We start from the raw sequence: 17,154 nt of genomic DNA, 5'->3' as shown, positions 1-17,154 counted from the left end.
GCCCAGTTATTCCCGCCCCCGATCCATAAGGTGCTGATCGATCTGCCACCGCTAACAATCAGCCCATCAATACCAATTAGGCTCCATCTCCAACTCAACCTGAAAACGTTCGGCAATGTCTTTCTGGATGCGCAGGGCCAGGTCCAACAATTGCGGGCCGGTAGCGTTGCCGTAATTGACCAACACCAGCGCCTGCAACTTATGCACCCCGGCATCGCCCTCGCGAAAGCCCTTCCAGCCGGCCCGTTCGATCAGCCAGCCAGCAGCGATTTTCATTTGCCCGCCAGGCTGTGGATAAGCCACCAGGTCGGGGTATTGCTGCTTGAGATGCGTCACGTGCGTGGCCGGCACCAGCGGGTTCTTGAAGAAACTGCCGGCATTGCCCAGCACGGCCGGGTCGGGGAGTTTTTCGCTGCGGATGCTGCAAATGGCCCGGCTCACATCCGTGGGCGTCGGCTGATCGATGCCCTGCTCGGTCAATCGCTGGCGGACGGGACCGTACTCCAGGTGCAAGTGCGCAGCGCGACTGAGGGCGAAGCGCACCCGCAGGATCAGCCAGCGCCCGGCCTGTTGCTTGAACAGGCTGTCGCGGTAGGCGAAACGGCATTCTTCGAGGGTGAACTCGTGCAGTTCGCCGGTCTGACGATCCAGCGCGGTGAGGCCGGCAAAGACATCCTTGATCTCCACACCGTAGGCGCCGATGTTTTGCATCGGTGCCGCGCCCACGGTACCGGGAATCAGGCTGAGGTTTTCCAGGCCCGACCAGCCTTGTGCCAGCGTGTGCTGGACGAAGGGATGCCAGGGTTCCCCGGCTTCGGCCTCGACCACCACCCGCTCGCCGTCATCGCTGACCAGGCGGATCCCCTGGCTGGCCATGCGCACCACCAAGGCATCGATGTCGCCGGTCAGCAGCAGGTTGCTGCCGCCGCCGATCATCAGCAACGGCACGCCATGTTCGCTGGCGTAGGCCAGCGCCTGGCGTACATCGGCGTCGCTGTGGGCTTCGGCGAACAAGCGGGCACTGACGTCCACGCCAAAACTGTTGAAGGGCTTGAGGCTGACGCCCGCCCGCACCTGCAAGGTCATAACCGCCCCTTCAATTCGATCACCAGGCGATCCGTGGCGCGTTCGATCAAGTCCAGCACCTGCTCGAAACCCTGCTCGCCGTCGTAATACGGGTCCGGCACATCGTCGAGTTCGGCTTCGTAGCGCCGCAGGAACAGATCCAGCTCGGCCCTGCCCTTCGCCGGTTGCAGGGCCTGGAGATTGCGCAAGTTACTGCTGTCCATCGCCAGGATCAGGTCGTAGGCGGCAAAGTCGGCGCGCGTCACTTGTTGCGCGCGCTGGGCCGACAAGTCGTAGCCACGCCGCAGGGCCGCGGCCTGGCTGCGCTTGTCCGGGGCCTTGCCGACGTGCCAGTCACCGGTGCCGGCGGAAGCGACTTCCACCTGCCCGGCCAGCCCGGCCTCGCGCAACTTGTGGCGCAAGATGCCTTCGGCGGTGGGCGAGCGGCAGATATTGCCGAGGCAGACGAACAGGACCCGCATCAAGCCTCCAGCAGGCGACGAACGCGCTCGAGGTCTTCGGCGGTGTCGACACCGGTCGGCGGGGCGATCAACGCATCGGCGATATGGATCCGCACGCCATGCCACAAGGCCCGCAGTTGTTCCAGCGCTTCAGTGTTTTCCAGCCAGCACGGGCCCCAGGTGACGAAGTCCTGGAGGAAACCGGCGCGGTAGGCGTAGATGCCGATGTGACGGCGGTACGGCACGCCTTCTGGCAGCACGTCGCGGTCTTGGGCGAAGGCATCCCGCGCCCAGGGCAACGTCGCGCGGCTGAAGGTCAACGCCAGGCCATTGAGGTCGCTGACCACCTTGACCACGTTGGGGTTGAACAAGGTCTGCACATCCTCGATCGGCTCGGCCAGGGTGGCCATGCGCGCTTCGGTGTGGGCCGCGAGGTTGGCGGCGACCTGATCGATCACGCTCGGCGGGATCAACGGCTCGTCACCTTGCACATTGACGACGATCGCGTCGGCGGCCAGTCCAAGCTTCGCCGCGACTTCCGCCAGGCGATCGGTGCCGGAATTATGGTCTTCGCGCGTCAGTACGACCTCGGCGCCAAAGCCTTTGCAGGCCTCGACGATGCGCGCATCGTCAGTCGCCACCACGACGCGCTGGGCGTTGCTCTTGCAGGCTTGTTCCCAGACATGCTGGATCATCGGCTTGCCGGCAATCGACAGCAGCGGCTTGCCGGGCAGGCGCGTCGAGGCAAAGCGCGACGGAATGACAACGGTAAAGGCGGTAGTCATTTATCCAGGCGCTCGTCGGTGGTCAGGGTACGGGCTTCGCTTTCGAGCATCACCGGGATGCCGTCGCGAATCGGGTAAGCCAGGCCGGCGCCCTTGCTGATCAGTTCGGTCTTGTCGGCGCTGAGCTTGAGCGGGCCTTTGCAGACTGGGCAGGCCAGAATATCGAGCAGTTTGGTGTCCATGGAATTCCCCTGGGTAAAAGGTGTTAAGGCAAGAGCCGATCCGGCAACAGGCGCATCAACTGCGTATCGAACCAGGCCGCAAAGGCCGGCGACGGCGCGGCGTCCACCGCCAGGTACCACCAGTCGGGCGCGGCGAAGGCACGGCATTTGACCGCGTCTTTTTCCGTCATGACCACCGGCAGGGATGGCGTGAAATTCAAGGCCTGGGCGCTGTATTCGGCATGGTCGGCAAACCCGTGCGGTATGGGCCGCCAGTGTAGCGTTTCGAGGGTCTTGAAGAAACGCTGGGGATTGCCGATGCCGGCCACGGCGTGCAAGGCCTGGCCGGATGGAAAATGGTCGAGGGGACGGCGCTCGCCGCTGGCCAGGTTCACCAATTCGGTGGGACGCAGTTGGAAGGCGAAGCCGTCTTCGCGGTCGGCACTGGCACCGTTGTACAGCACGGCGTCGACCGATTGCAGGCGCTCCACCGGCTCGCGCAATGGCCCGGCGGGCAGGCAACGTCGGTTGCCGAGGCCGCGGGCGCTGTCGATCAGCACCAGCTCAAGGTCCCGGGCCAACCGATAATGCTGCATGCCATCGTCGGACAGGATCAGGTCCAGCGGTTCGCTCTCCAGCAGCGCCTGGACCGCGCGACTGCGATCGGGGTCGATCATCAGCGGCACGCCCGTGCGCTGGACGATCAACAACGGCTCGTCCCCCGCGACATCGGCGCCCTGCTCGGCCGCGACCCGCCACGGCAGTTGCGGCGGCTTGGCACCATAGCCCCGGCTGACCACCCCGACCCGCAGGCCACTGCGCTGGCAGTGCTGGATCAGCCACAGGATCAACGGCGTCTTGCCGGTGCCACCGACCGTGATATTGCCGACCACCACCAACGGCACGGGCGGCTGGTAGATCTGGCCCTCACCCGCCAGGAAACGCTCGCGCTTGCCCACCACCACCCGCCGGTACAACCATTCCAGTGGGCGCAGCAAGGTCAGGGCCGGGTGGCCGTCATACCACGCGGCAAGCAATCGATCGGACATGGCCATCAGGGTGCCGGAGCCGCCTCGACCGTGGTCATGCGCAGATGGCTGAAACCGAGCTTGCCGGCCGCGTCCATGGCGGTGATCACCGATTGATGAGGGGTCTTGCCGTCGGCGCTGATGGACAGCGGCAGGTTGGTGTCGCCGCCAGACTCTTTCTGCAAGGCCTCGATCAGGCTCGCCAGGTCGCTCTTGGGCAGCAATTGGTTGTTCACCGAAAACGCCCCTTCGGCGCTGATAGTGACTTCCAGGTTCTTGAGTTGCTGGTCTTCGGCCGGCGAGCCGCTGACGGCTTCCGGCAACTCAACCTTGAGCTGGGTTTCCCGGGTGAACGTGGTGGTCACGACGAAAAACAGCAGCAGGATGAACACCACGTCGATCAGCGACGCGAGGTTGATCTCGATGTTTTCCCGGGGCTTGCGGCGGAATTTCACTTCTTGCCCCCAGCCAGGTCCACGTCACGATCACCCTGCACCACCTCGACCAGCTTGATGGCTTCCTGCTCCATGCCCACCACCAACTCGTCGACGCGGCGTTGCAGGAATCGATGGAAGAACACCGCCGGAATACCGACCATCAGGCCAGCGGCGGTAGTGATCAGGGCCTTGGAAATACCCCCTGCCAGTACGGCGGCGTTGGTGGTCATGCCGGAACCGGTAAATGCGCTGAAGATGTCGATCATGCCCAGCACCGTACCCAGCAGGCCCAGCAGCGGGGACATGGCGGCGATGGTGCCCAGGGTATTGATGTAGCGCTCCAGTTCATGGATGACCCGGGCAGCGGCCTCCTCGATGCACTCCTTCATGATCTCGCGACCATGCTTGGAGTTCGCCAGGCCAGCCGCGAGGACTTCCCCCAGCGGCGAACTGGCCCGCAGCTCCTTGAGCTTGTCCGTGTTCAGCTGCTTGTCCTTGATCCAGACCCAGACCTGCCCGAGCAGATGCTCCGGGGTCACGCGGCTGGCCCGCAGGGTCCACAGGCGTTCGGCAACGATACCCAGTGCCGCGATGGAACTCAGAATGATCGGCAACATCATCCAGCCGCCGGATTTGACCAATTCCCACACAGTGACTGCCCCCTCGAAAAAGTGCGCCACTTTATCACACAGACTCGCCTTGCAGACCCGTCCCGCCGATAAGCGCATCCGCCGATTGCCCTGGATCAATGTTGCCGCGGTGGCCCGACGGCGGGCGGATCGCGCCAGTAGCGTCGGTGCCCGGCCTCGGTGCGCGGCAACTCGAACGCGCCCAGTTGCAGACGAATGGCACCCTGCTCGGCGCTGTCGTAAATCGCCAGGCCCGAGCGGCGGTACCGGGCCATCACTTGGGGATGGGGATGACCGAACGCGTTGCCCTGCCCTCGGGAGATCAGCACCGAATGCGGCTTGAGGCGCGACAGCAAGGCCATCGACGACGAGCTGCGGCTGCCGTGATGAGGCGCGGCCAGCCACTGGATCGGCAGTGCCAAGGCTTCGTCGAGCAGGGCGCGCTCGGCAGGGGTGTCGATATCGCCGGTCAGCAGCAGGCGTTCGCCGCCGGCCTCTACCAGCAAGACGCAGGACTTCTGGTTGCTTTCGACGGCAGAGGCCCACCGCCACAATTCGAACCCGACGCCATCCCACTCCCAACGCCTGCCGCTGTCGCAAGGCCCGGCCTGCAATTGCTCAGGCAGAGCGTCGGGATCGCCACTGATCACTTCCATCGTCGGCAGTCCCTTGCGCACGGCGCGGGCGCCGCCGGCGTGATCGGCATCGGCATGGCTGAGAAGCATCAGGTCCAAGCCATGCACGCCGAGTTTACGCAAGGTCGGCAGCACGACACGTTCGCCCACATCGGCCTCGCCAAAACGCGGCCCGGCGTCGTAAAGCAAGGTGTGATGCCGGGTGCGTACCAGCACCGCCAGTCCTTGACCGACGTCCAGTTGCCAGACCTCGGCGTGCCCTGGCGGCAGGTTCTCTCGCGGCGGGAACACCATCAGCAAGACCATCGGCCACCCCAGCAAGCGCAGCGGCACCCCTTTGGGCAATAGCAGCAAAAAAGCCCCCAGGGCGGCGATACCCAAGGCCCAGGACGGGACCGCAACCGGCACCCAGGCGGGCAATCGCCCAGCCACCAACGCCAGCCCCCTGAACAGCAGATCGAGTAAACCGCCTGCGACCCACAGCAGCCCTTCGCCGATGAGCGGCACTGGCAACAACGCCGTGCCGAGCAGCGCCGGTGGCAAGACCAGCAGGCTGATCCACGGCACCGCGAACAGGTTCACCAGCGGTCCGCTGAGGCTGACCGGCAAGCCCACGATCAACAGCAGCGGACACAGGCCGAGCGCAACCAGCCACTGGGCTCGGGTCCAGGTTTGCCACCAGCGCCAGGGCCCCAGGCGAGCACCAAAGGTGAACATCAAGATGGCGACGGCCGCGAACGACAACCAAAATCCCGGCCGCAGGCTGGCGAGCGGGTCGAACACCAGCACCCCGGCGAAGGCCAGCAGCCAGGCCCACCAGGGATCAGGCTGCTTGAAGCGCAAGCGCCACAACAACACCAGGCCGATCATCGCGCAGGCCCGTCGCACCGGCACCTCGAACCCGGCGAGCAAGCCGTAGCCCAGGGCGGCGCAAAAGGCCAGCGCACAGGCCCAAGGCAACCACGCGAGCCTCGTCGGCCAAAGGCCATAACGTGCCGCGCCGGCCACCAGCAGGTACACCAGGCCGGCAAGCAGGCCGATGTGTTGCCCGGAAATCACCAACAAATGAACGGTGCCGGTGTCCTGCAAAACCTGCCAATCCTCGCGACTCAGCCCGCCACCGTCGCCCAGGACCAATGCCGCCAGCGCACCGGAGCGGCCGTAGGCATCGACCTGTGCCAGCGCCTGGCGCACCTCGTCACGCCAGGCGCCCCGGGCCGCTTGCAGGAGATGCCCTTGCTTGATCGTCCCGGTCGCGCCGATACCCCGGCTCAACAACCAGGCGGCATAATCGAAGCCGTGCGGGTTCAGCAACCCGGCGGGTCGCTTGAGCTTCACGGCCAATCGCCAGCGTTCGCCGCTGTTGACGGACGGGCCACCAAACCAGGCGAGGCGCAGCGTTTTCGGTAAGCGGGTACGACGTGATTGGACATCGGCCAGTTCGAAGCGCACCACGCCGTCGCCCTGTTGCGGCAAACCGACGACGCGCCCTTCGACCCAGCGGGTTTCTCCGTCCAGGGTAGCGGGTAACCGATCGTCCAGCGCCCACTGCGCCGACAGGCAGGCCCAGGCCAGCCCGAACAGGAAAAAACCCAGCGGGTAGGTTCGAAACGGCAACACCATCAACGCCAGCAGCGGCATGGCTGCAACCAGCCACAACGGCGGCAGTGCCGGTAAAAAAATCGGGGCCACCAGCCCCAATGCAAGCGCGACTAATCCTGTGCGCATAACCCGTCCTTGAGAGTGCCCTCTTCAGGCATAGACGGTTCGCGGCACCGCTGGCGTTATCAATTGTCACAAAGTCTGAATCTGCCAGCCGTAGAATCCAGACATACTTGCGGCTTTAATTGCGTTGAACCGACCGAGAAGCCTTATGCCCCGGCGCCTATTCAAACGTTACATGCCAGACCCAGAGAGCATTCGGGAACATAAGTCCTTACGTTTTCTCGGCACCCTGCTGCACGATCCCAACCTTTGGCACCTCAATCGGCACTCAGTGGCCCGAGCGATGGCCGTTGGCCTGTTCGCCGCGTTCCTGCCGATCCCGTTGCAGATGTTGCTGGCCGCGGCGCTGGCCGTTACGGTGCGCGGCAATATGCCGATTGCGGTGAGCCTGGTGTGGCTGACCAACCCGATCACCATGCCGGCGGTGTTTTTCTGCACCTACCAGACCGGCGCCTGGTTGATGGACGTACCCGCCCGGACGCTGCCCGAAGAACTGACCTGGGAATGGATCAGTGGCCAGTTGTCCACCTTGTGGCAACCGTTCCTGCTGGGCTCGGTGGTGACCGGCCTGGTGCTCGGCGCCCTGGCCTACTTCGTCACCATGAGTTATTGGCGCTGGTGGGTGGCGCGGCAGTGGCGGCGGCGCAAGAAAAGCCGGATGTGAGATGCAAAAAAGGCCTCTTGGGAATGGAGGCCTTTTTTTGTGGTGTTCTTGCTGGCCTCTTCGCGAGCAAGCCCGCTCCCACACTGATCCATGCCAAACGCCAATCTTGCGTTCACTGAATATCGAATGTGGGAGCGGGCTTGCTCGCGAAGAAGGCGACGCGGACTTCTCAGGTCCGCATCCCGCGCCCGCTGACCAGCAACCGCGCGCAGCCGATGTAGAGCCCCACGGTCGCCACCAGCATGAAGGTGATGGCGATGCTGATCTTGATGTCCGACACACCGAGGATGCCGTAGCGAAAGGCGTTGACCATGTGCAGCACCGGGTTGGCCAGGGACACGGTCTGCCAGAACGGCGGCAGCAGGGAGATCGAGTAGAACACCCCGCCCAGGTAGGTCAGCGGCGTGAGCACGAACGTCGGGATGATGGAGATGTCATCGAAGTTGCGCGCAAACACGGCATTGATGAAACCCAGCAGCGAAAAGATCGTGGCCGTGAGCACCACCACCAAGACCGTCACCCCCAAGTGATGCACCTGCAGATCGGTGAAGAACAACGACAGCAGCGTCACGATCAGGCCCACCGCCAGGCCGCGCAGCACGCCGCCCAAGGTGTAGCCAACGAGGATCGTATGGGGCGACACCGGCGACACCATCAGCTCTTCGATCGAGCGCTGGAACTTGCTGCCGAAGAAACTCGACACCACGTTGCCGTAGGAGTTGGTGATCACTGACATCATGATCAGCCCCGGCACGATGTAGTCCATGTACGTGAAGCCACCCATGTCGCCGATCTGCCGGCCGATCAGGTTACCAAAGATCACGAAGTACAGGACCATGGTGATGGCTGGCGGCAGCAGCGTCTGTGGCCAGATCCGCATGAAGCGGCGGACTTCACGGTAGACGATGGTATTGAGGGCGATGAGGTTGGGGCGCAGTTCGGAACTCATGCTCATACCGCCACCTTCGCCAGATTTTTCTCCACCAGGGACACGAACAACTCCTCAAGGCGATTGGTTTTGTTGCGCAAGCTCAGCACTTCAATGTTTTGCAGGGCCAGCTGGGTGAACAAGCCGGTGATGCCCGCGGCTTTGTCCACTTGCACTTCCAGGGTGTGGCTGTCCACCAGGCGAGCCGGATAACCGATGAGCTGGGGCGCGGTCGCCAGGTCGCCTTTAAGGTCCAGCAGGAAGGTCTCCACATGCAGTTGGCTGAGCAACTGGCGCATGCTGGTGTTTTCGACGATGGTGCCGTGGTCGATGATGCCGATGTTGCGGCACAACTGCTCAGCCTCTTCCAGGTAATGGGTGGTGAGGATGATGGTGATGCCTTTCTGGTTCAGCTCGGTCAGGAAGCTCCACATCGAACGACGCAGCTCGATATCCACGCCGGCGGTCGGCTCGTCGAGGATCAGCAGGCGCGGCTCATGCACCAACGCGCGGGCGATCATCAGTCGACGTTTCATGCCGCCGGACAGCGAGCGGGACGGCACGTCACGCTTGTCCCACAGGCCCAGTTGGGTCAGGTACTGCTCGGCGCGCTCGTTGGCGATCTTCGGCGGGATGCCGTAGTAACCGGCCTGGGTCACGACGATGTCGAAGGTCTTTTCGAACTGGTTGAAGTTGAACTCCTGGGGCACCACGCCGATGCAGCGCTTGAGGGCGGCGGGCTCGCGGTCCAAGTCATGACCAAAGACATTCACCGTGCCGCTGGTCTTGTTCACCAGGGTGGAAAGAATGCCGATGGTGGTGGATTTGCCGGCACCGTTAGGGCCGAGCAAGGCGAAGAAATCACCTTCGGCGACATCCAGATCGATACCACTCAGGGCCTGGAAACCGTTGCCGTAGGTTTTGGTTAACTGCCGGATGGACAGAGCGGAACTCATATCGGATTACGCACCAAGAAGGGAGGGAAGAAAAGAATAGATAAGGGCGGGCGGCGAGCAATACAACCACGGCGCACGAAGGCAATGGTGCTTGGCGTCGCCGCACAAGTACAGTCAAGTGTGTCGATAGTAAGTATTAAGTCAACGCGGTCATGACGGCCTTGCGGTAGGCCGCACGCTCCTGCAACCGCCCGTACCAGGCCTGTACACCAGGCCGCTCGGCGCGCTGGATGGGCATCTCGAACCAGGCATAAATGAAACTGCCCAGGGGAATGTCGCCCATGCCGATTTCATCTCCCGACAGGTAAGGCTGCTCGCTCAAGGTCTGCTCGACCATCGCCAGCAAGTCGTCACATTCCTTGATCGCCGCATCGATGGCCGCCCAGTCCTGTTGTTCGGCCGGGGTACGCAAGACGCCCCAGAACACCGTGCGAAACGGTGCGGCAAAGCTGGATGTGGTCCAGTCCATCCACTTCTCAGCTTGGGCCCGTGCCTGCACGTCAGCCGGATACCAGGCCGAGCCCGACGCATGGCGCGCCGCCAGGTAACGCACGATGGTGTTGGATTCCCAAAGTACGAAGCCGTCGTCCTCGATCATCGGCACGCGGCCGTTGGGGTTTTTCGCACGGTACTCGGGCGTGTCCACCACACCGAATGCCCCGCCGGCATCGATGGCCTCGTAGGCCAGCCCCAACTCTTCTGCGCACCACAATGCCTTGCGCACATTCGATGAATTTTTCCGGCCCCATATCTTCAGCATCACGGCGTCCTCGATGGATAAATGCCGCAGCAGCATACGCCGGATCAGGCGCGACTCAAATCGCCCTGCATGTCGCCGAGCAAGCGCGGCACCTGCTCGCCGAACAGGTGCGGATAGCATTTTTCCAGGTGTTCGAAGAAGAAGGCCTCGGGCACATCGGCGAACTGGCCGTGCTCGGTGACGTACTCCATCAGCTTCGCCCCTTGCCGATTGAACGGGTGGAAGACGCTGTCGTGGCGACCGTCGAACTCCAGCGGGGCCACATCGAACAACTCGCACAAACCCTGGTTGAAAGCCGGCGTGGCCTTGACCCAGCGGTCGTCCAGGTACAGCTCGGTATAACCGTGCATGGCAAACACGTCGCTCCTGAGCAATTCCAGCAGGCGCGGCGTAGACAGGTGATTACGGACATCCGCCAGGCCAATACGCGCCGGGATGCCACAATGCCGGGCGCATCCGGCCAGCAAGGTGGCCTTGGGCACGCAATAGCTTTCGCCTGCCATCAACGCGTAACTGCCGCGCAGGGTCGCCGGGTCACGGCTGAAGGTGTAGGGGTTGTAGCGCACCGCCTCGCGCACGGCGTAATACAGGCTGACCGCCTGGGCCAGCGGGTCGCGATCGGCGCCGCGGTGGGTTTCGGCGAAGTCGATGACCGCGGGGTGGTCGCTGTCGATGAAGCGGCTGGGGTTCAGGTATTGCTGCATAAAAGGAAGACCTCTTGGGAAACATCACCGCTGGTATGCCGAACCAGATCCTTGTGGCGAGGGAGCTTGCTCCCGCTGGGCTGCGTAGCGGCCCCCGGCTTTTACGGTTGCTGCGCAACCGAGCGGGAGCAAGCTCCCTCGCCACAACAGCGGTTAAGAACGGGCATCGGGCAAACACGAGTCTATCCACAGCCCCAGCCCAGCGATAACGGCATTCCGGCCAAACAATGGCGTTTTCTCACTTCGATAACGAACGATTTCCCACGGCTGTTGCCAACCAGACTGGCGCAATGAACCCAGGGTTTCCCACGAAATCAATCACATCGCGCTGACCGCCGGTTTTGCAGAGGCCGTCTAAGCTCTGAAGGTCGGTTTTGCCTTGGTTCACGGAGGATTACATATGCTGTTGTTGTGGATACTGGTCTTGGTCGTCGGGATCGCCTGGCTGGCGCATCGGCGCACCGACCCGCTGCCCGCGCTGGGTATCGTCGCGGTCTACCTGTTCGCCATGGGCATTTTCAGCCATGCGCCCGGCTGGCTGCTGCTGATTCTCTGGGTGGCGCTCGCGGCTGTCGCGGCCCCGCTGCTGCTACCGGACCTGCGCCGCAAATATTTCAGTGCGCCGATGTTCGACTGGTTCCAGAAAACCCTGCCGCCCATGTCCGAGACCGAGCGCGACGCCATCGATGCCGGCACGGTGTGGTGGGACGGCGAACTGTTCAGCGGCCGCCCGGACTGGGACCTGCTGCTGTCTTACCCCAAGGTGCAACTGACGGAGGAGGAGCAAGCGTTCCTCGACGGCCCCACCGAAGAACTCTGCGCGATGGTCAGCGACTGGCAGATCGGCCAGGCCATGGACCTGCCGCCTGAAGCCTGGGCGCACATCAAGAGGCACGGGTTCTTCGCGCTGATCATCCCCAAGGAATATGGCGGCAAGGGCTTCTCCGCCTATGCCCACTCCCAGGTGGCGATGAAACTGGCCACCCGCAGCGGCGACCTGGCCTCCACCGTCATGGTCCCCAACTCCCTCGGCCCGGCGGAACTGCTGCTGCACTACGGCACCGATGAACAACGCGACCACTACCTGCCGCGCCTGGCCCGTGGCGACGACATTCCCTGCTTCGCTCTGACCGGGCCGCTGGCCGGCTCTGACGCCGGAGCCATGCCCGACACCGGCATCATCTGCAAGGGTGAATGGGAGGGCCAGGAAACCCTCGGCCTGCGCCTGAACTGGGAAAAGCGCTACATCACCCTCGGCCCGGTGGCCACCCTCTTGGGCCTGGCGTTCAAGGCGTATGACCCCGATCACCTGTTGGGCGACGAAGAGGACCTGGGCATCAGCCTCGCGTTGATTCCCACCGACACCCCTGGCGTGCACATCGGCCGCCGTCACCTGCCCCTCGGCGCCGCGTTCATGAACGGGCCGAACTGGGGCAAGGACGTGTTCATCCCGCTGGACTTCCTGATTGGTGGCCAGGCCATGCTCGGCAAGGGCTGGATGATGCTGATGAACTGCCTGTCGGTCGGACGCTCGATTTCCTTGCCGGCGGTGGGCACCGGTGCAGCGAAATTCACCAGCCTGGTAACGGGCCAGTACGCCCAGGTGCGTGAGCAGTTCAACGTACCGTTGTCGGCATTCGAAGGCATCCAGGAAGCCATGGCGCGCATCGGCGGCAATGCCTGGATGATGGATGCGGCACGCATGCTGACCGCCAACGCGGTGGACCTGGGGGAAAAACCCTCGGTGCTGTCGGCCATTCTCAAGTACCACCTGACCGAACGCGGTCGCGAGTGCATCAGCCACGCCATGGACGTGCATGGCGGCAAGGGCATCATCATGGGCCCGAACAACTACCTGGGTCGCAGTTGGCAAGGTGCGCCGATCTTCATCACGGTCGAAGGCGCGAACATTCTGTCGCGTAACCTGATGATCTTCGGCCAGGGCGCCATTCGCTGCCATCCGTTCGTGCTCAAGGAAATGGCCTTGGCGACCCGTGAAGACAAGGACCAGGCACTGGTCGAGTTCGATGCCTTGTTGCTCAAGCACATCGGATTCGCGGTCAGCAACGCCGCCAGCACCCTGGTGCTCAACTTGGGCCTGGGGCATTTCGAGAGAGCACCCGGCAATGCCTTGAGCCAGGGGTATTTTCGCGCCCTCAACCGCCAGGCAGCGGCATTCGCCCTTCTGGCAGACCTGAGCATGATGCTGCTGGGCGGCGAGCTCAAACGCCGCGAACGCCTGTCGGCCCGCTTGGGCGATGTCTTGAGCAACCTGTACCTGGCGTCCGCCGCGCTCAAGCGTTATCACGACCTCGATTCGCCGGAGCACATGGCGCCGCTGTTCAACTGGGCCATGGAGGAAAGCCTCGGCCAGGCGGAACGCGCGCTGGATGAGCTGCTGGGCAATTTTCCGAACCGGGTGCCGGGTTGCCTGTTGCGCCTGGTGGTGTTCCCCTTCGGTCGTCGTCACAAAGGCCCGAGCGACAGGCTCGACGCCGAGGTCGCCGCGGTCATTGGCCGCCCCAAGGGTGACCCGACCCTCGAAGAGTTGCTGCAAGGTTGCTATCGTCCGCAATCGACCGACGACCCGGTGGGCGCCTTGCAACACGCCGCCGATCTGCTGGCGGCCGCCCATCCGCTGCACAAGAAACTGCACGGTGCGCTCAAGCAGGGCCAGCTCAACCCGGCGCCAGGCGAACCCCTCATCGACGCGGCGCTGGAAGCCGGTGTGCTGCAAGCCGGCGAAGCGCAGACCTTGCGCGCGGCCGAGGCGGCGCGGCGCAAGGTCATCGACGTGGATGATTTCGATAAGGACGAGCTGACACTGGCGCAGGACAAGGTCCGTTGACGCTGACGGCCAGGTACGCTCGCCAGCTATAGCTCTTCAACTATAAAAGCGGGCGCAAGGGCTTTATACTCCTGCGCCCGTTTTGCTCTTGAGGACTTATCTCGTGTCCAACATCGTTGCCGACCACCTTATCTTGCTTGACCATTTGCGCAGCATCCTGGTCGCCGTAGGTGAGGCCGAACAGGTGCCCGAAGAAAGCCACGCCTTGTTCCTGGAGCGCTTCGACGAACTGCGCGCGCAACTGCCCGTCGACCCGATCGAAAGCCAGTACCTGGGTCAGGACCTGCTGTGCCAGGTAATCGTCCGTTATCCACAGATCGCCCACCTGGTGCCTCGCGACCTGCTCTGGTACTTCGCCGGTGACTGCCTGCACTATATGCCCGACGAAGAAATCGCCCTGTACCAAGCCTTGGAAGAGCGTCGTTTCGAAGCCGAGCAGAACGACGAGCCTTTCGACTGGAACCAGGAAAAGCAATTGCTGGCGATGTCGGACCAGGACAGCAAGCACTGATAACGATCCGTCATGCAAAAGGCCCGCACGGTTAACCCTGCGGGCCTTTTTTTGTCTGGACAAAGTGTGTTGCCTGGATGGGCCTCATCGCGAGCAGGCTCGCTCCCACAATGACTATATTTGATCATGGGATTCGTGTGCACAGCAGGCCTCCTGTGGGAGCGAGCCTGCTCGCGATGGCGCCCGTCAGAACAACCCATCACTCTCCGGCAATTCATAGTGCGCCGCGACCTTGCCGGACCGACTCCCCGTGCCCACTTTGTTCAAGGTCGGCTCCTTCGCCAGGCACTCCACCAGATAATCAATGAACACCCGCAGCTTCGGCGGCAGGTAGCGGGTCGGCGAATGCAGCAACCACAAGCCACCGTGGTAGGAAGCCAGGAACGTCCAGTCAGCCAGCACCTGCACGATCAACCCCTGTTCCAAAGCATGTCGGGCGGTAAAATACGGCAGGCTACCGATGCCGATGTGCTGCAAAACCGCCCCCAACCGCACGCCCGTGTGATTGGCCGCATAGCGTCCGCGCACGGCTACGGTGACGGCCTTGCTGCCCTTCTTGAATTTCCAGCGCGCATCGTTCGGGGTTTCCCCCAGGTAAATGCAGCTGTGCTCCAGCAAATCGTGGGGATGCGTGGGAACCCCGTGTTCCGCCAGGTATTGCGGCGTGGCGCAGAGCAAGTGGTCAATGGTCAGCAATTGGCGCCCCACCAGCCCGGCCGGCGGTTGATCGGTGATCCGGATGGCCAGGTCGACATGATCATCGATCAAGTCGACCTGTCGATCTTCCAGGAACAGCTCCACATCGACCTTGGGATAACGGCGCAAGAATTCAGGCATGTGGGGATGAATCACGAAACGCCCTACCGCCTTGGGCACACTGACGCGGATACGCCCTTGCGCTTCCTGGGTGAACTGGCCGCTGATTTCCATCACCGACCGAGCGGCGGCGACCATTTCCTGGCAGCGCTTGAACACCTCTTCCCCGCCATCGCTCAAGCGCAACTTGCGGGTGGTGCGCTGCAACAATCGGGTCGCCAGGGCTTTCTCCAGGCGGGAAATGCTGCGGCTGATGGCCGACGGCGATGAGCCGGATTGACGGGCCGCTTCGGAAAAGCTGCCGGTCTCCACGACCTTGACGAAGATGGCCATTTCGGCAAGCAACGGCAACGGTAGATTTGTGCTCATGGCGCAACAGTCCTTTGAAATTGGAACGGATTATCACCAATTTCAGCATACTTTATAATCGCGACAGGAAATTCTGATAAGGATATGGAATATGACGCTTCGCCTTTTTTTCCATAGCGATGACCTCAAGGCCAACGCGGAAGTCTTGGATTGCAGCCCCCAGGAAAATGAATTTGCCGTGGTACTGCGCGCCACCCTGTTCCATCCCCAGGGCGGCGGTCAGCCCTGCGACACCGGATGGATCGACGACGCCCAGGTGCTGCGCGTCGTTCAGGACGGGCAACAGATCGTTCATTACGTCGATCGCCCAGTGGCCCCGGGCATGGCCACGATCCGCGTGGATGAGCAACGGCGGTTGTTGAACTCACGCCTGCACTCGGCCGGACACCTGATCGGCCATTTCGCCGAAAGCCGTGGCTGGAAACCGATCAAGGCCCATCACTGGCCCGGCGAAAGCCGCGTGCAGTTCCAGCCTGGCGAACATGCCAAGGAGTTGGATACATCGATCATCCAGCAGGGCATCGATGCCTGGATCGCCGAGGACCTGCCTCGCCTGGTCGCACTTCGCCAAGGCACCCGGGAAGTCGGCTTCGGTGAGCTGACCGCCTACGGCTGCGGCGGCACCCATATACGGCGGCTGCAGGAATTGGGAGCGGTCACCATCGCCTCGCTTTCACAGAAGAAAGGAATGTTGTCAGTTCATTATCACGTGGACTGACACCCACCGTAGCCTGCGGCCTGATAGCGGTTCGCAGGCCTATACATTGATCAGCCCTAAGATCCTTACCGTCGAGAACCTCGATCGGCACTGCGTCCTGCTCTCCAGATAAACCAACATGTTCTCTTGAACCCACCACGGGAAAGATCTTTCTCCCATGGGGCAGGTTTCTTCGCCCATTCAAAAGAGGCACACCATGTCCGACTCACCCAAACCGCAAGGGCTCTCCCCCCTTCAGTTACCCGTAGTATTCACTCCCGGGGCATGGGAACGCGCAGTACTGCCTGAGCATTCAAATCACCCGGAGACACTGCTGTTCGATCGACTTAGCCAGGTACTGCGAGCAGCTTTCGAAACTCGCCAAGCCTACCCACACGAACCTTATGTAGTTTTTGAGGTAGCTCAAATTGGCTCGGAAGCTCATCCAGACCATGATTTGTTATTGCAACTGAGCCTTAGCCTGTTCCATGAACCCGACCAACCCAAAGCGTTGCTGATCGCTCTTGCCGGCGAGCTCTAAACGTTCAAAACAAACATCAGCGTAGCTAACCCCTTTCTTTCCATGTGAATACGTCAACCGAAAACCGCAACAAAAGACAGATTATTGACGCGAATTTTCACCGACTTTTCCGCCCGTCAGCTTTTAGTCATTTTTTTGTCCCGAGACGTGGCGCTTTGCCATGCGTGAACTACCGTCAAACACAAGCGAGGACGGGGCCGGTAAAAAGTGCCTCATACGCCCTGATCGATACCGTCACTGCCCTCGACAGTCCCGGAGATCCCGGGACCCAAAAAGGTTGTTCGCAAGCTGCCTGTCGTTCAGTCGGGCCGGTGTAATGCGCCCGTTCGCTGGTAGCGATGAGGCCCGAAGCCGGTACTCATGAACAATCTGGCGAGATGAAAAGGGGCAGCCCGGGCCTCTTAAGTGATCCGAGGCATCAGGCAAGCCTAGGG

18 protein-coding genes are annotated in these 17,154 nt (G+C 62.4%); 5 read left to right on the top strand and 13 right to left on the bottom strand.

From position 1 onward, the window contains the following. Nucleotides 1–66: 66 nt before the first annotated feature. The 8 genes from murB to J3P88_RS08945 form a co-directional block, all read right to left on the bottom strand. Nucleotides 67–1,086 carry a UDP-N-acetylmuramate dehydrogenase gene (murB, locus tag J3P88_RS08980; protein ID WP_434574752.1) on the bottom strand — a complete coding sequence of 340 codons (1,020 nt, stop codon included), beginning with the start codon at nt 1,084–1,086 and terminating at the stop codon, nt 67–69. Continuing rightward, nucleotides 1,083–1,547, bottom strand: a complete 465-nt coding sequence (locus J3P88_RS08975; protein ID WP_186707183.1) for a low molecular weight protein-tyrosine-phosphatase — start codon at nt 1,545–1,547, stop codon at nt 1,083–1,085. The genes murB and J3P88_RS08975 overlap by 4 nt, the downstream gene beginning before the upstream one ends. Next, nucleotides 1,547–2,311, bottom strand: a complete 765-nt coding sequence (kdsB, locus tag J3P88_RS08970) for a 3-deoxy-manno-octulosonate cytidylyltransferase (RefSeq protein WP_434574750.1) — start codon at nt 2,309–2,311, stop codon at nt 1,547–1,549. The genes J3P88_RS08975 and kdsB overlap by 1 nt, the downstream gene beginning before the upstream one ends. Continuing rightward, a complete protein-coding gene (locus tag J3P88_RS08965) occupies nt 2,308–2,493 on the bottom strand; it encodes a Trm112 family protein (RefSeq protein ID WP_003179363.1) in 186 nt (61 codons plus the stop codon). The genes kdsB and J3P88_RS08965 overlap by 4 nt, the downstream gene beginning before the upstream one ends. A gap of 23 nt (nt 2,494–2,516) precedes the next feature. Beyond that, complete coding sequence (gene lpxK, locus J3P88_RS08960) at nt 2,517–3,527, bottom strand: tetraacyldisaccharide 4'-kinase (protein ID WP_434574749.1); 1,011 nt, start codon at nt 3,525–3,527, stop codon at nt 2,517–2,519. Continuing rightward, on the bottom strand, nt 3,527–3,955 hold the full coding sequence (locus J3P88_RS08955; protein ID WP_207964794.1) for a biopolymer transporter ExbD: 429 nt from the start codon (nt 3,953–3,955) through the stop codon (nt 3,527–3,529). The genes lpxK and J3P88_RS08955 overlap by 1 nt, the downstream gene beginning before the upstream one ends. Then, entirely contained in the window at nt 3,952–4,587 is a 636-nt protein-coding gene (locus tag J3P88_RS08950; RefSeq protein WP_434574747.1) for a MotA/TolQ/ExbB proton channel family protein, read from the bottom strand. Before J3P88_RS08950 ends, J3P88_RS08955 begins: the two co-directional genes overlap by 4 nt. 95 nt (nt 4,588–4,682) lie before the next feature. After that, nucleotides 4,683–6,929, bottom strand: coding sequence for a DNA internalization-related competence protein ComEC/Rec2 (locus J3P88_RS08945; protein WP_434574745.1), 2,247 nt, complete (start codon nt 6,927–6,929; stop codon nt 4,683–4,685). A 145-nt stretch (nt 6,930–7,074) separates the two neighbouring features. Here J3P88_RS08945 and J3P88_RS08940 point away from each other — a divergent pair, with 145 nt between their 5' ends. Continuing rightward, nucleotides 7,075–7,590, top strand: a complete 516-nt coding sequence (locus J3P88_RS08940; RefSeq protein ID WP_046063671.1) for a DUF2062 domain-containing protein — start codon at nt 7,075–7,077, stop codon at nt 7,588–7,590. 169 nt (nt 7,591–7,759) lie between these two features. Here J3P88_RS08940 and J3P88_RS08935 read toward each other — a convergent pair whose 3' ends face one another. From J3P88_RS08935 to J3P88_RS08920, 4 genes are all read right to left on the bottom strand, one after another. Continuing rightward, nucleotides 7,760–8,539 carry an ABC transporter permease gene (locus J3P88_RS08935; RefSeq protein WP_434576390.1) on the bottom strand — a complete coding sequence of 260 codons (780 nt, stop codon included), beginning with the start codon at nt 8,537–8,539 and terminating at the stop codon, nt 7,760–7,762. 2 nt (nt 8,540–8,541) lie between these two features. Then, entirely contained in the window at nt 8,542–9,474 is a 933-nt protein-coding gene (locus J3P88_RS08930) for an ABC transporter ATP-binding protein (RefSeq protein WP_186707178.1), read from the bottom strand. Between the two features lie 136 nt (nt 9,475–9,610). After that, nucleotides 9,611–10,234 carry a glutathione S-transferase family protein gene (locus J3P88_RS08925; RefSeq protein WP_434574742.1) on the bottom strand — a complete coding sequence of 208 codons (624 nt, stop codon included), beginning with the start codon at nt 10,232–10,234 and terminating at the stop codon, nt 9,611–9,613. 44 nt (nt 10,235–10,278) lie between these two features. Next, on the bottom strand, nt 10,279–10,938 hold the full coding sequence (locus tag J3P88_RS08920) for a transglutaminase-like domain-containing protein (protein ID WP_434574740.1): 660 nt from the start codon (nt 10,936–10,938) through the stop codon (nt 10,279–10,281). 400 nt (nt 10,939–11,338) lie between these two features. Between J3P88_RS08920 and J3P88_RS08915 the strand changes: the two genes are divergently transcribed. Then, nucleotides 11,339–13,786, top strand: a complete 2,448-nt coding sequence (locus J3P88_RS08915) for an acyl-CoA dehydrogenase (RefSeq protein WP_434574738.1) — start codon at nt 11,339–11,341, stop codon at nt 13,784–13,786. A 103-nt stretch (nt 13,787–13,889) separates the two neighbouring features. After that, complete coding sequence (locus tag J3P88_RS08910; RefSeq protein WP_186707174.1) at nt 13,890–14,297, top strand: PA2817 family protein; 408 nt, start codon at nt 13,890–13,892, stop codon at nt 14,295–14,297. Between the two features lie 186 nt (nt 14,298–14,483). On the opposite strand, the gene J3P88_RS08905 is transcribed toward J3P88_RS08910, so the two are convergent. Next, nucleotides 14,484–15,482, bottom strand: coding sequence for a LysR family transcriptional regulator (locus tag J3P88_RS08905; protein WP_186707173.1), 999 nt, complete (start codon nt 15,480–15,482; stop codon nt 14,484–14,486). 91 nt (nt 15,483–15,573) lie between these two features. Here J3P88_RS08905 and J3P88_RS08900 point away from each other — a divergent pair, with 91 nt between their 5' ends. Beyond that, the gene (locus J3P88_RS08900) at nt 15,574–16,200 is read left to right on the top strand and encodes an alanyl-tRNA editing protein (protein ID WP_434574736.1); all 627 of its coding nucleotides are present in this window, start codon (nt 15,574–15,576) and stop codon (nt 16,198–16,200) included. Nucleotides 16,201–16,396: 196 nt separating this feature from the next. Further along, on the top strand, nt 16,397–16,720 hold the full coding sequence (locus tag J3P88_RS08895; RefSeq protein ID WP_434574733.1) for a hypothetical protein: 324 nt from the start codon (nt 16,397–16,399) through the stop codon (nt 16,718–16,720). Nucleotides 16,721–17,154: the final 434 nt, after the last annotated feature.

The sequence above is a fragment of the Pseudomonas sp. Z3-6 genome (assembly GCF_051131985.1).
GTDB lineage: Bacteria > Pseudomonadota > Gammaproteobacteria > Pseudomonadales > Pseudomonadaceae > Aquipseudomonas > Aquipseudomonas zanjanensis.
Note: the sequence above shows the minus strand (reverse complement) of the source record. Positions and strands in the feature narration are given on the sequence as shown.

What these genes read in the sequence shown, in the direction of transcription:
- kdsB (WP_434574750.1), bottom strand. Translation starts at nt 2,311, where the DNA reads ATGACTACCGCCTTTACCGTTGTCATTCCGTCGCGCTTTGCCTCGACG.
- J3P88_RS08935 (WP_434576390.1), bottom strand. Translation starts at nt 8,539, where the DNA reads ATGAGTTCCGAACTGCGCCCCAACCTCATCGCCCTCAATACCATCGTC.
- J3P88_RS08930 (WP_186707178.1), bottom strand. Translation starts at nt 9,474, where the DNA reads ATGAGTTCCGCTCTGTCCATCCGGCAGTTAACCAAAACCTACGGCAAC.
- J3P88_RS08925 (WP_434574742.1), bottom strand. Translation starts at nt 10,234, where the DNA reads ATGCTGAAGATATGGGGCCGGAAAAATTCATCGAATGTGCGCAAGGCA.
- J3P88_RS08920 (WP_434574740.1), bottom strand. Translation starts at nt 10,938, where the DNA reads ATGCAGCAATACCTGAACCCCAGCCGCTTCATCGACAGCGACCACCCC.
- J3P88_RS08900 (WP_434574736.1), top strand. Translation starts at nt 15,574, where the DNA reads ATGACGCTTCGCCTTTTTTTCCATAGCGATGACCTCAAGGCCAACGCG.
- lpxK (WP_434574749.1), bottom strand. Translation starts at nt 3,527, where the DNA reads ATGGCCATGTCCGATCGATTGCTTGCCGCGTGGTATGACGGCCACCCG.
- J3P88_RS08905 (WP_186707173.1), bottom strand. Translation starts at nt 15,482, where the DNA reads ATGAGCACAAATCTACCGTTGCCGTTGCTTGCCGAAATGGCCATCTTC.
- J3P88_RS08940 (WP_046063671.1), top strand. Translation starts at nt 7,075, where the DNA reads ATGCCCCGGCGCCTATTCAAACGTTACATGCCAGACCCAGAGAGCATT.
- J3P88_RS08965 (WP_003179363.1), bottom strand. Translation starts at nt 2,493, where the DNA reads ATGGACACCAAACTGCTCGATATTCTGGCCTGCCCAGTCTGCAAAGGC.
- murB (WP_434574752.1), bottom strand. Translation starts at nt 1,086, where the DNA reads ATGACCTTGCAGGTGCGGGCGGGCGTCAGCCTCAAGCCCTTCAACAGT.
- J3P88_RS08895 (WP_434574733.1), top strand. Translation starts at nt 16,397, where the DNA reads ATGTCCGACTCACCCAAACCGCAAGGGCTCTCCCCCCTTCAGTTACCC.
- J3P88_RS08975 (WP_186707183.1), bottom strand. Translation starts at nt 1,547, where the DNA reads ATGCGGGTCCTGTTCGTCTGCCTCGGCAATATCTGCCGCTCGCCCACC.
- J3P88_RS08945 (WP_434574745.1), bottom strand. Translation starts at nt 6,929, where the DNA reads ATGCGCACAGGATTAGTCGCGCTTGCATTGGGGCTGGTGGCCCCGATT.
- J3P88_RS08915 (WP_434574738.1), top strand. Translation starts at nt 11,339, where the DNA reads ATGCTGTTGTTGTGGATACTGGTCTTGGTCGTCGGGATCGCCTGGCTG.